11 protein-coding genes are annotated in these 12,399 nt (G+C 70.2%); 5 read left to right on the top strand and 6 right to left on the bottom strand.

Translation table 11 applies throughout. The features are described from left to right. Positions 1–27: 27 nt before the first annotated feature. A complete protein-coding gene (locus ACIRQH_RS08175; protein WP_358816896.1) occupies positions 28–924 on the top strand; it encodes a D-alanyl-D-alanine carboxypeptidase in 897 nt (298 codons plus the stop codon). An 89-nt stretch (positions 925–1,013) separates the two neighbouring features. On the opposite strand, the gene ACIRQH_RS08170 is transcribed toward ACIRQH_RS08175, so the two are convergent. From ACIRQH_RS08170 to pdhA, 3 genes are read right to left on the bottom strand one after another with little or no spacing between them, the layout of a single operon-like run. After that, positions 1,014–2,462 carry a dihydrolipoamide acetyltransferase family protein gene (locus ACIRQH_RS08170; RefSeq protein WP_404224753.1) on the bottom strand — a complete coding sequence of 483 codons (1,449 nt, stop codon included), beginning with the start codon at positions 2,460–2,462 and terminating at the stop codon, positions 1,014–1,016. Positions 2,463–2,472: 10 nt separating this feature from the next. After that, complete coding sequence (locus ACIRQH_RS08165; RefSeq protein WP_358816894.1) at positions 2,473–3,477, bottom strand: alpha-ketoacid dehydrogenase subunit beta; 1,005 nt, start codon at positions 3,475–3,477, stop codon at positions 2,473–2,475. 1 nt (position 3,478) lies between these two features. Then, a complete protein-coding gene (gene pdhA, locus ACIRQH_RS08160; RefSeq protein WP_388868413.1) occupies positions 3,479–4,705 on the bottom strand; it encodes a pyruvate dehydrogenase (acetyl-transferring) E1 component subunit alpha in 1,227 nt (408 codons plus the stop codon). Positions 4,706–5,119: 414 nt separating this feature from the next. On the opposite strand from pdhA, the gene ACIRQH_RS08155 reads away from it, so the two are divergent. Then, positions 5,120–5,785 (top strand): response regulator transcription factor, encoded by a 666-nt coding sequence (locus ACIRQH_RS08155; protein ID WP_358816892.1) that lies wholly within the window; start codon positions 5,120–5,122, stop codon positions 5,783–5,785. Positions 5,786–5,879: 94 nt separating this feature from the next. After that, complete coding sequence (locus tag ACIRQH_RS08150; RefSeq protein ID WP_388868410.1) at positions 5,880–6,332, top strand: pyridoxamine 5'-phosphate oxidase family protein; 453 nt, start codon at positions 5,880–5,882, stop codon at positions 6,330–6,332. A 135-nt stretch (positions 6,333–6,467) separates the two neighbouring features. On the opposite strand, the gene ACIRQH_RS08145 is transcribed toward ACIRQH_RS08150, so the two are convergent. Further along, complete coding sequence (locus ACIRQH_RS08145) at positions 6,468–8,048, bottom strand: protein kinase domain-containing protein (protein ID WP_358816890.1); 1,581 nt, start codon at positions 8,046–8,048, stop codon at positions 6,468–6,470. 302 nt (positions 8,049–8,350) lie between these two features. Between ACIRQH_RS08145 and ACIRQH_RS08140 the strand changes: the two genes are divergently transcribed. Further along, complete coding sequence (locus ACIRQH_RS08140; RefSeq protein ID WP_358816889.1) at positions 8,351–9,973, top strand: protein kinase domain-containing protein; 1,623 nt, start codon at positions 8,351–8,353, stop codon at positions 9,971–9,973. 114 nt (positions 9,974–10,087) lie between these two features. Here the strand turns inward: ACIRQH_RS08140 and ACIRQH_RS08135 are convergent, their stop codons facing one another. Beyond that, on the bottom strand, positions 10,088–10,630 hold the full coding sequence (locus tag ACIRQH_RS08135) for a bacterial proteasome activator family protein (protein WP_081218391.1): 543 nt from the start codon (positions 10,628–10,630) through the stop codon (positions 10,088–10,090). 227 nt (positions 10,631–10,857) lie between these two features. Between ACIRQH_RS08135 and ACIRQH_RS08130 the strand changes: the two genes are divergently transcribed. Continuing rightward, positions 10,858–11,346, top strand: coding sequence for a hypothetical protein (locus tag ACIRQH_RS08130; protein ID WP_388868402.1), 489 nt, complete (start codon positions 10,858–10,860; stop codon positions 11,344–11,346). A gap of 43 nt (positions 11,347–11,389) precedes the next feature. On the opposite strand, the gene ACIRQH_RS08125 is transcribed toward ACIRQH_RS08130, so the two are convergent. Then, on the bottom strand, positions 11,390–12,376 hold the full coding sequence (locus tag ACIRQH_RS08125) for an NAD(P)H-quinone oxidoreductase (protein ID WP_388868399.1): 987 nt from the start codon (positions 12,374–12,376) through the stop codon (positions 11,390–11,392). Positions 12,377–12,399: the final 23 nt, after the last annotated feature.

The raw sequence follows: 12,399 nt of genomic DNA, 5'->3' as shown, positions 1-12,399 counted from the left end.
GCATTTCGCGCATACGGAGCGTTCATTTTGATTACCGGCATTAAGGGCACGCGTTTCCGCAGGGCCGCCGCTGTGACCGTCACCACCGGCGCCGTTCTGGCCGCCGGAGCCTTCGGCGCCGCACCCGCCGGCGCCGTCGCCACGCCCACGATCGCCGCCAAGGGCGGCTACGTGATGAACAACGGCACCGGCTCGACCCTCTACACCAAGGCGGCGGACACCCGGCGTTCCACGGGCTCCACGACCAAGATCATGACGGCCAAGGTGGTGCTGGCCCAGTCGAACCTGAACCTGGACGCCAAGGTCACCATCCAGAAGGCCTACAGCGACTACGTCGTCGCCAACAACGCCTCGCAGGCGCACCTGATCGTCGGCGACAAGGTCACCGTCCGCCAGCTCCTGTACGGGCTGATGCTGCCGTCGGGCTGCGACGCGGCCTACGCGCTGGCCGACAAGTTCGGATCGGGTTCGACCCGTGCCGCCCGCGTGAAGTCGTTCATCGGCAAGATGAACTCCGCCGCGTCGAGCCTGCACCTGACGAACACGCACTTCGACTCGTTCGATGGCATCGGCAACGGCTCCAACTACTCGACGCCGCGCGACCTGACGAAGATCGCCAGCAGTGCGATGAAGAGCTCCACGTTCAAGTCGATCGTGAAGACGAAGTCGTACTCCGCGAAGACCGTCACGAAGACCGGCACCACCCGCAACATGGCCGCGTGGACCAACACCAACGGTCTGCTCAGCAGCTACAGCGGCACCATCGGCGTGAAGACCGGCTCCGGCCCCGAGGCGAAGTACTGCCTCGTCTTCGCCGCCACCCGCAACGGCAAGACCGTCATCGGTACGGTCCTCGCCTCGACGTCCATCCCGGCCCGTGAGTCGGACGCGAAGAAGATCATGAGCTACGCCTTCGCCAAGTAGTCACGCGTGCGGGGGCCGATCAGCCCCGCGCACGGGAAGGGGCCTGCCGCGCCATCGCGCGGCAGGCCCCTTCCGTTCGTCCCTCGGGCTTACGCCCAGGTGATCAGCCGCTTGGGCTGCTCCAGGATCGCGGCCGTGTCGGCCAGCACCCGGGAGCCCAGCTCGCCGTCGACCATGCGGTGGTCGAACGAGAGCGCCAGCGTGGTGACCTGACGAGGCTTCACCTTGCCCTTGTGCACCCAGGGCTGCGGCTTGATCGCGCCGACCGCGAGGATCGCGGACTCGCCGGGGTTCAGGATCGGCGTGCCCGTGTCGACGCCGAAGACGCCGACGTTGGTGATCGTCACGGTGCCGCCCTGCATCGCGGCGGGAGACGTCCTGCCCTCACGGGCGGTCGCCACCAGGGCGCCCAGCTCCTCCGCCAGCTGCGGCAGCGTCTTGTCGTGCGCGTCCTTGATGTTCGGCACGATCAGACCGCGGGGCGTGGCGGCGGCGATGCCCAGGTTCACGTAGTGCTTCTGGACGATCTCGGCGTTTCCCTCGTGCCCCTCGTCCCAGGACACGTTGATCCCGGGGTTGCGCTTGATCGCGACCAGCAGGGCCTTGGCGATGAGCAGCAGCGGGTTCACCCGCAGCCCCTGCATCTCCTTGTCCTGCTTGAGTTCCTCGACCAGGCGCATCGTGCGCGTCACGTCGAGCGTCACGAACTCGGTGACGTGCGGCGCGGTGAACGCCGAGCCGACCATCGCGGCGGCCGTCGCCTTGCGCACGCCCTTGACCGGGACGCGGGTCTCCCGCGCGCCGTCGTACGACGCGGCCGGAGCCGGGGCCTGGACGCGGACCGGGGTCTCCTGCGTTGCCTGCGGAGCCGGCACGGCGGCCGGAGCCGGTGCCTGCGCCGGGGCCACCGCCGCGTGCACGTCCTCCCGCGTGATGATGCCGTCCGGGCCCGATGGGGTGATCGTCGCCAGGTCCACCCCGAGGTCCTTGGCGAGCTTGCGGACCGGGGGCTTGGCCAGGGGACGCTGCGCGGGGGCGGCGCCGTGGCCGTTCAGCTCGGACTGGAGCGCGGTGGCCGCGTAGAGCGTCTCGCCCTGCTGGGCCGGGACCTCGACGCCCCTGCGGGCGCGGCGCTTGGTGGAGGACACCGCCACGCCGTACCCGACGAGGACGGGCGTGCGGCCCTCGGGCTTGGCCTCCGCAGCGGGAGCGGGCTCCGCGGCCGGCGCGGCCACGGGTTCCGCGGCGGGAGCCGCGGGTGCGGCGGCTCCGCCGGACACGTCCACCGCGATGATCACCTGGCCGACGTCCACCGTGGTGCCCTCGGGGAAGTGCAGTGCGTGCACCACACCGTCGAACGGGATCGGCAGTTCGACCGCGGCCTTCGCGGTCTCGACCTCGCAGACGACCTGGCCGTCGGTGACGGTGTCACCGGGCTGGACGTACCACTTGAGGATCTCCGCCTCGGTGAGTCCCTCGCCCACATCGGGCATCTTGAACTCGCGGAGTCCCGACGCTTTCTCAGTCATCGTCGTCACGACCCTCTCCTCAGTACGCCAGCGAGCGGTCGACGGCGTCGAGCACCCGGTCCAGGCCCGGAAGGTACTCCTCTTCCAGGCGTGCCGGCGGGTACGGGACGTGATAGCCGCCGACGCGCAGGACGGGCGCCTCCAGGTGGTAGAAGCACCGCTCGGTGATGCGGGCCGCGATCTCCGCGCCCGTGCCCAGGAACACCGGGGCCTCGTGCACCACGACCAGGTGCCGGGTCTTCTCGACGGAGGCCTGGACGGAGTCGAAGTCGATGGGGGACATCGAGCGCAGGTCCAGGACCTCGATCGACTTGCCCTCCTCCTGGGCGGCCGCGGCGGCCTCCAGGCAGACCTTCACCATCGGGCCGTACGCGACGAGGGTCAGGTCGCTGCCCTCGCGCACCACGGTGGCCTTGTGGAGCGGCCCGGGGATGGCGTCGTCCGCGTCGGAGCCACTGGTGGACCAGGTGACCTCGCCCTTGTCCCAGTAGCGCCGCTTCGGCTCGAAGAAGATCACCGGGTCGTCGCTCAGGATGGCCTGCTGCATCATCCAGAAGGCGTCCGAGGCGTTCGACGGCGAGACGACCTTGAGGCCGGCGACGTGCGCGAACAGCGCCTCGGGGGACTCCGAGTGGTGCTCGACGGCGCCGATGCCGCCGCCGTACGGGATGCGGACGACGACGGGGAGCTTGATCTTGCCCAGCGCCCGCGCGTGCATCTTGGCGAGCTGCGTGACGATCTGGTCGTAGGCCGGGAAGACGAAGCCGTCGAACTGGATCTCCACGACCGGGCGGTACCCGCGCAGGGCCAGGCCGATCGCGGTGCCGACGATGCCCGACTCGGCGAGCGGGGTGTCGATGACCCGCTCCTCGCCGAAGTCCTTCTGGAGCCCGTCGGTGACACGGAAGACGCCGCCGAGCTTGCCGACGTCCTCGCCCATGATCAGGACCTTGGGGTCGGACTCCATGGCCCTGCGCAACGACTCGTTGATCGCCTTGGCGAGCGCAACCTTTTCCGCGGCCATGTCAGTTACCCCCCTCGTCCACGAACGACGCCTGGTAGGCGGCGAACTGGGCTCGCTCCTCGTCGACGAGCGCGTGCCCGTCCGCGTACGCGTGCTCGAAGATGGCGAGGCTGTCCGGGTCGGGCATGGCCCGCACGGCTTCGCGTACTCGTTTGCCCAACGTCTCGCTCTCGGCTTCGAGTTCCGCGAAGAATCCCTCGTCCGCGTGGTTTGCGGCCTCCAGGTACGTGCGCAGGCGCAGGATCGGGTCCTTCGCCTCCCATGCCTCGCGCTCCTCGTCGGCCCGGTACTTCGTCGGGTCGTCGGAGGTGGTGTGCGCGCCCATGCGGTAGGTGAAGGCCTCGACGAGGGTGGGGCCCTCGCCCGAACGGGCCCGCTCCAGCGCCCAGCGGGTCACGGCGAGGCTGGCGAGCACGTCGTTGCCGTCCACGCGCACGCCGGGGAAGCCGAAGCCCTGCGCGCGCTGGTACAGCGGCACGCGCATCTGGCGCTCGGTCGGCTCGGAGATCGCCCACTGGTTGTTCTGGCAGAAGAAGACGACGGGCGCGTTGTAGACCGCCCCGAAGTTGAAGGCCTCCAGGACGTCGCCCTGGCTGGAGGCGCCGTCACCGAAGTACGCGATCACGGCCGAGTCCGCGCCGTCCTTGGCGACGCCCATGGCGTAGCCGGTGGCGTGCAGCGTCTGCGAGCCGATGACGATCGTGTACAGGTGGAAGTTGTTGCTGTTGGGGTCCCAGCCGCCGTTGTTCACGCCGCGGAACATGCCGAGCAGGTTCGTCGGGTCGACCCCGCGGCACCAGGCGACGCCGTGCTCGCGGTAGGTCGGGAAGACGTAGTCGTCGTCGCGGGTGGCGCGGCCCGAACCGATCTGGGCGGCCTCCTGGCCGAGCATCGAGGCCCACAGGCCCAGCTCGCCCTGACGCTGCAGGGACGTCGCCTCCGCGTCGAAGCGGCGGCTCAGGACCATGTCCCGGTACAGGCCGCGCAGCTCCTCGGAGGTGATGTCGGCGACGTACGGGTCGTACGTGGCGTCCTGGACGCGCTCGCCCTCAGGGGTCAGCAGCTGGACGAGCTCCGGCTCGCCGCCCGTCGCCCCCGGGGACTTCTTGGCGGCCGCGCCGGCGCGCTTGCTCGCGGCGCTCTTGGTACCGGTCGTACTGGCGCTCGCGGCGCTCTTCGTACCGGCGCTGCGTCGCGGCTTGCGCGCGGCAGTGCTCTCCACGGTCACGTGTGCTCCTCCGTCGGTCCGGCCCCCGGGATTGCCGGAAGGCTGGGGTCCCCCTCGCCCGCTTTTTGGGCTCGGGGAATCGGCTCACCTGTTCCGGCACCCGTGCACGGGGTGGGTGCCACTCGGCCGGGAACAGGCGTGACAGGTGCCCCGGCGAGCGCCCTGCACAAGTCACGTTACCCAGTGCTTCACAATTCTGTGAAACCTCTCCTGACCTGCGATTTTGATAGGAAATCCAACTACTTCGAAACGTGGATTTCCTACTAAACCGAGCCGGTCGGGAACAGTCGCTGGTCACAGCACTGGTTACAGCCTTGCAGGGGGCCGGAACACCGGCACGTTATCCCGGCCACCCCGGGCACGGGAAGAGCTCACCCGAGGGCAATGGCCATGATCGTGTGTGACACTGACACCGTGCCGCAAACCGGGAAAATCAGTGTATTTCTCCTCGATGACCATGAGGTGGTCCGCCGCGGGGTCCACGAACTGCTCTCGGTCGAGGACGACATCGAGGTGGTCGGCGAGGCGGGAACGGCGGCCGACGCACTGGCCCGTATCCCGGCGACCCGTCCGGACGTGGCCGTCCTCGACGTCCGCCTTCCCGACGGCAGCGGCGTGGAGGTATGCCGCGAGATCCGTTCCGCGCACGAGGACATCAAGTGCCTGATGCTGACCTCGTTCTCCGACGACGAGGCCCTGTTCGACGCGATCATGGCGGGTGCCTCGGGCTATGTCCTCAAGGACATCCGCGGCAATGAGCTGCTCGCGGCCGTCCGGGACGTGGCGGCCGGAAAGTCCCTGCTCGACCCGGTGGCCACGGCCCGCGTCCTGGAGCGGCTGCGGGACGGAGGGGCTCCCAAGGGCGACGGGAAACTCGAGCGGCTCACGGACCAGGAACGCAGGATTCTCGACCTGATCGGCGAGGGGCTCACCAATCGCGCGATCGGGGAGCGACTGCACCTCGCCGAGAAAACGATCAAGAATTACGTGTCCAGCCTGTTGTCCAAGCTGGGAATGGAACGCCGCTCCCAGGCTGCCGCCTATGTGGCGCGCATGCAGGCGGAACAACAGCACCGCTGATCGATGAGGAACGTGACCGACCAGGGACTTAAGGCCCCTCTTCGGAGGGCGGGTGCCCCTTTTCCCCGCCTCGCTCGTCCCGGACATTGGGGGCATGCCCACCGACGAACGTCCGGCCCTCCAGCGGCCCGCCGACGTGCAGCTCGCCGTGGAACTGATCGCCCGCTCCGACTACGGCCGGGTGGCCACCAGCATGCGCGCGATGCCCTTCCTCGCGCTCGCCCGCCACATCGTCGTGGACGGGCGCGTCCTGCTGCGCATGCCCCTGAACTGCGGTTACCACCTCGCGTGCGCCGGCAGCGTCGTCGCGTACGGCACCGACAACCTGAGCCGCGCGCGGCGCGGCGAGAGTCTGTGGTCCGTGCAGATCGTGGGCCGGTGCGAGCCGGTCGAGCCGACCGCCGCCGAACGGGAGCTGTTCGGCCCCGCCCCGGCGCTCGTCGACGGCGCTCCCTACGAGCCCGTCTACCTCGGCATCGAGCCCCGGTTCGCCAGCGTGAACTCGGCGGGGGACGACCTGGAACGGCACCGGAAGCGGGTCCCGTGACGGGCGGCTGCCTCGTCCTGTGACTCTGAGACCTTGTGACACAGACACGCGCGCGTGGAGCCCCTTCTCGGGCTCCACGCGCGCGTCTGTCGTCTCAGGGCCGTCCGGACACCGTCCGGCCGTCGTGGGCTCCGATCAGAGCCCGCCCACTCCGTCTGTCGTCACTCCGCCGTCGCCGCCGTCGCCCGGGTCCTCCGACTGCGTCGGGGTCGTGGTGGGCGTCACCGGGTCCTCCGACGGCTTCTCGGTCGGCTTGGTCGGCTTGTCCGTCGGCTTGTCCGTCGGCTTGTCCGTCGGCTCGTCGGTCGGCTCGTCGCTCGCGGACGGCGTCTCCGAGGGCGTGTAGTCCGGGGTGTCGCCCGTGCCCGTCGAGTTGTCGCCCGAGGTGTCGTCCGTCGACTGGTCCGTCGTGTCGTCGCTGGGCGTCTGGTCGGACTCGTTGTCCTTGGTGGAGTGCGTGCTGGTCGGCTTCTCCGACGTGCCCGTCCCTCCGCCTCCTCCGCCGCCGCCGGTGTTGAGCGCCAGCGCGACACCCGCCGCGATCGCGATCACGGCGAACACCGCGAGGATCCACAGCTTTCCGCGGCCGCCGCCCTTGTTGCCGCGTCCCTCGAAGCCGCCGTCGTCACCGCCGCCGTAGGGCGGGATCATCGGCGCCGGGATCTGCGCGGTCCCGGAGTCGCCGGGGTGCGGCATCGCGGCCGTCCCCGCGAAGCCGGCCGCGGGGGTGTTCAGCCCGTCGTGGACGGTGACCGGGCCGGTGTTCCAGGTGCCGGTGTGGCTGCCCTGGTCGTACAGCATCTGCAGCCCGTACTGGACCAGACCGCGCATCTCCTCGGCGGTCTGGAACCGGTCGTCCGGCTCCTTCGCGAGGGCACGCATGACGAGCCCGTCGAGCTCCGGCGGCGCCGCGTTCGACACCTGCGACGGGGGTACCGGGGTGTCCTGGACGTGCTGGTAGACCACCGAGAGCGGCGTCTCGCCGGTGAACGGGGGCCGCAGCGCGAGGAGTTCGTACAGCAGACAGCCGGTGGCGTACAGGTCGGAGCGGTGGTCGACGGCCTTGCCGAGCGCCTGCTCCGGGGAGAGGTACTGCGGCGTGCCCATGACCATGCCGGTCTGGGTCATCGTCGACTGCGCGCCGTGCAGGGCGCGCGCGATGCCGAAGTCCATGACCTTGACCGCGCCGGTCTCCGTGATGATCACGTTCGCCGGCTTGATGTCGCGGTGCACGATGCCGTGCTGGTGCGAGTAGGCGAGCGCCTCCAGGACACCGGACACGATGATCAGCGCCTGCTCGGGCCCGGGGGCCTCGGCGTTGATCAGCAGGTCGCGGATCGTGTGACCCTCGACGATCTCCATCACGATGTACGGGACGACGCCGTGCCCGACCACGTCCTCGCCGGAGTCGTACACGGCGACGACGGCGTGGTGGTTGAGCCCCGCGACCGACTGGGCCTCGCGCGTGAAGCGCGCCTTGGACACGGGGTCCTCGGCCAGATCGGACCGGAGCAGCTTGACCGCGACGGTCCGCCCGAGGCGCACGTCCTCGGCGGCGAACACCTCGGCCATGCCGCCCCGGCCGAGTCTGCGTGTCAGCCGATATCGGCCGTCGCCGACCAGCCCGCCGTTACCCCACAACTCCGGCGCATCTGACATACCGCCGCCAGTCGCCTCGGGGTCGGACGGGCCCTGAGCGCGCTGCTGCTGTGCCATCAGTCCTCGCCGTCGTTTCTGCCCGCGGTCTGCGCGGTGGTTGTTACGGTCTCCGTCGGGCCACGCTACAGGCTCCGTGCAAGGCTCCGGCCCGAGATGAAAGTGAGATGGACGGGCCATCCAACCCGTCCCAGGTCCGTGCGTGCAAATTCTGTGTACCGGCCGCGCGGCACCTGTAACGCTTCCGCGACGCTTCTTTCGCAGACGGTCACGGAACGGGCACCGCGCTTGACGTGTCAGTGCCCTCGGGCAGACTTGGCCCGGAATAAGCCAATCGATCACGGCCGCGGGGGACGCAGAAGATGAGCCAGGACGGCGCACAGGGCCGGTATGCGGGGCGTGCGGTCGCCGGCGGCCGCTACCAGCTGCGCGATCTGCTCGGCGAGGGCGGCATGGCCTCGGTGCACCTCGCGTACGACTCGGTGCTCGACCGGCAGGTCGCGATCAAGACGCTGCACACCGAGCTCGGCCGTGAGCAGGCGTTCCGCGAGCGCTTCCGCCGCGAGGCCCAGTCGGTGGCCAAGCTCACGCACACGAACATCGTCTCGGTCTTCGACACCGGCGAGGACGACCTCGACGGCATGACGACGCCGTACATCGTCATGGAGTACATCGAGGGCAAGCCGCTCGGCTCGGTCCTCGACGCGGACATCCAGCAGTACGGCGCGATGCCCGCCGACAAGGCCCTGAAGATCACCGCGGACGTGCTGGCGGCGCTGGAGATCAGCCACGAGATGGGCCTGGTCCACCGGGACATCAAGCCGGGCAACGTGATGATGAACAAGCGCAACGTCGTCAAGGTCATGGACTTCGGCATCGCCCGCGCCATGCAGTCCGGCGTCACGTCCATGACCCAGACCGGCATGGTCGTCGGCACCCCGCAGTACCTCTCCCCCGAGCAGGCGCTCGGCCGGGGCGTCGACGCCCGTTCCGACCTGTACTCGGTCGGCATCATGCTGTTCCAACTGGTCACCGGGCGGCTGCCGTTCGAGGCGGACTCCCCGCTGGCCATCGCGTACGCGCACGTCCAGGAGGAGCCGGTCGCGCCTTCTTCGGTGAACCGCTCGCTGCCTCCCGGGGTGGACGCGCTGGTCGCCCGCGCGCTGAAGAAGAACCCGAACGAGCGTTTCCCGAGCGCCGAGGCCATGCGGGACGAGTGCCTGCGAGTCGCCCAGTCCTTCCACGCGGCCCCGCCGAGCATCGTGCCGGGCGCCCAGACGCCGAGCGGTGCGGGCGTCGCCTCCGCCGTCTTCCCGCCGGTCGAGCAGGGCACCCCCGCGCCGGGCCCCGTACAGACCCCGTACCAGCCGGGCCCGTACGGCACACCCGCCCCCGCCTACGGCTACCCGCAGCAGGGCGGCTACCAGACGCCGGCGCAGCAGACCTCCGCCTACGCCCCGCAGCACGGCACGACGACCCCGCCGCCGTACAACCTCACTCCGCAGCACCCGGCGCCCGCGTCGGGCGGCTCGGGCGGCGGAAAGAGCAACAGGGGTGTGGTGATCGGGGCGATCGTCGTCGCACTCCTCGCGATCGGCGGCCTGGTCGCCGCTCTCACCCTGAGCGGCGGCGGCAACGACGACACCAAGGGCGGTGACGACACGACCAGCGCGTCGCCCTCCGTGGTCGCCGGCCACAAGGGTCCGGACACGTCGAAGACCATCGACACCGACACGTGCACCGACGCGCAGGAGTCCTACGACGACCCCGACAAGATCCAGGTCCCGGACTTCCACTTCAAGAACCTCACCTCGGTGAAGTCCTGCTTCCAGGCCGCCGGCTGGCAGATGAAGGTCACCCGCGTCGACGAGAACACGTACGGCGAGGACACGATCATGGATCAGTTCCCGTCGGCGGGCACGGACGTCGATCCCAGGAAGATGCCGGAGATCGAGCTGAAGGTGTCCTCGGGCGACCCGTCCTGAGCCACCCCGCACCCGCACCGACGTGAACGGGCCCGGCACCTCGGTGCCGGGCCCGTCTCGTTCGGGGTGACGTGGGCGAATCAGGTGTCCGGGAGTACCCGGTGATCCCTCCGGCTACAGGTACGGTCCGCCCGAGCGGCCCCCTGTACGGGGGTCCTCGTCGCCCTCCGCGCCGCCGACTCCCGGCGGAAGCGCACGGCGCATCTGCTCCAGCTGTGCCCTCGCCGCCATCTGCTGGGCGAAGAGGGTCGTCTGGATCCCGTGGAAGAGTCCCTCGAGCCAGCCCACCAACTGGGCCTGCGCGATCCGCAGTTCCGCGTCGCTGGGCGTCGTCTCGTCGGCGAAGGGCAGGGAGAGCCGCTCCAGCTCGTCGACGAGCTCGGGGGCCAGACCGTCCTCCAGCTCCTTCACGGAACTGGCGTGGATCTCCTTGAGCCGGGCCCTGCTCGCCTCGTCCAGAGGTGCCGCGCGCACCTCCTCCAGCAGCTGCTTGATCATGCTGCCGATACGCATCACCTTGGCGGGCTGTTCCACCATCTCTGTGACCGGGACCTCGCGGGAGTCCTCGTCTCCGGTGCCACCGAGAGCCATACCGTCCTGGCCGACAACCAGGATCTGGGGGTTCTCCGGCGACCTTTCGTTCCTCGGCATCTCCATGCCGCCATTCTCTCGCACCCGTGCACTTCATCACGGTGGCGCCCCCTCCACACGGTGATCCACCAGGTACGAGGGCGGCCGTTCCCCGCCGGGAGCCGCGCAGACGGTCCGCGGGCGCTCGCGGAGCGTCACTTTCCGCCGGGATGCCGGGAACGGCCCGTCATGTGAGGCTTGTCCCGTCGATCACGGCACGTCTTGGCGAACCGCACCGGGAGGGGGTCACCGGCGTGACTCCATGGCTCCGCGTACTGCCCACGGCCGGACTCCTCGCGGCCGCACTGCTGTGCGGCCCCGGCCCCTCGGCGAGCGCCGCCCCGCCGGACGCCCGCACCCTCGCGTCCACCGGTTCCCTCGGACAGCCCGGACCCGGTGTCCCCGAACCCGGACGGGCCATCCCGACGCCGGACGCCTCGCGCGCCGGCAGCCTCGCCGGCGAGGGCCGCGTGCGTCCGGGGCGCCCCGACGAGGACCCCCCGGAACCCGAGGACTCGGACCCCGGCACGGACATCGGCAGCGACATCGGCGACGGACTCAGCCAGGTGGGTGACGTCCCCGACGCGTCGGGGCAGGAAACGGCTCCCGTGCAGCAGAGCGTCGTGGGCCCCGGGTCCACCACCGAGCCGGTGTGGCAGATGCTGCCGCTGGGCGGCGGCCTGATCCTCGTCGGCCTCGGCCTGGGTCTGGCCTTCGTGGGCCTGCGTGTCCGCCGCGGCTGAGGCGCACCGCGAGGGACACGGTGCGCCTCGAAGCCGGGAGGGGTCAGCTCTGCGGGGCGACCAGCAGGACCTTGCCGATGTGACCGCTCTCCTCCAGCACCCGGTGCGCCTCGCCCGCCTCGCTCATCGGCAGCTCACGGTCGACGACCGGACGGACGTGACCGCCGTCGATCAACGGCCACACGTGCTCGCGTACGGCCGCAACGATCGCCTTCTTCTCACTGAGCGGCCGGGCGCGCAACGAGGTGGCGGTGACGGCGGCGCGCTTGTTCAGGAGGGTGGCGATGTTCAGTTCGCCCTTGATCCCGCCCTGCATGCCGATGATGGCGAGCCGCCCGTTCACCGCGAGGGCACGCACGTTCCGGTCGAGGTACTTGGCGCCCATGTTGTCGAGGATGACGTCGGCGCCCGCCCCGTCCGTCGCCCGCTCGATCTCCTCGACGAAGTCCTGCTCGCGGTAGTTGATCAGGATGTCCGCGCCCAGCTCGGCGCAGAAGTCGAGCTTCTCCTTCGTGCCGGCCGTGACGGCGACCTTCGCGCCGACGGCCTTGGCCAGCTGGATCGCCATGGTGCCGATGCCGCTGGAGCCGCCGTGCACGAGCAGCGTCTCACCCGGGAGCAGGTGGGCGACCATGAAGACGTTCGACCAGACGGTGCACGTCACCTCGGGCAGCGCCGCCGCCTGCAGCAGGTTCAGACCCTTGGGCACGGGCAGCAGCTGTCCCGCCGGTACGGCGACCTTCTGGGCGTATCCGCCGCCCGCGAGCAGCGCGCACACCTCGTCGCCGACGGCCCAGCCCGAGACGCCGGTACCGACCTCGACGACGCGTCCCGAGCATTCGAGCCCGGGGTAGGCGGAGGCTCCGGGCGGCGGGTTGTACATGCCCTGCCGCTGGAGCAGATCGGCGCGGTTGACGGCGCTGGCCACCACCTCGACCAGCACTTCGCCCTCGCCCGGCACCGGATCGGGGACCTCGTCCCACACCAACGCCTCGGGCCCACCAGGTTCAGGAATCGTGATCGCGTACATGGGGACGACGCTACTCCTGGGCG

The organism is Streptomyces sp. NPDC102279, from assembly GCF_044766365.1.
In the GTDB taxonomy this organism is placed as follows: domain Bacteria; phylum Actinomycetota; class Actinomycetes; order Streptomycetales; family Streptomycetaceae; genus Streptomyces.
This window is presented reverse-complemented; position numbering and strand designations above follow the sequence as displayed.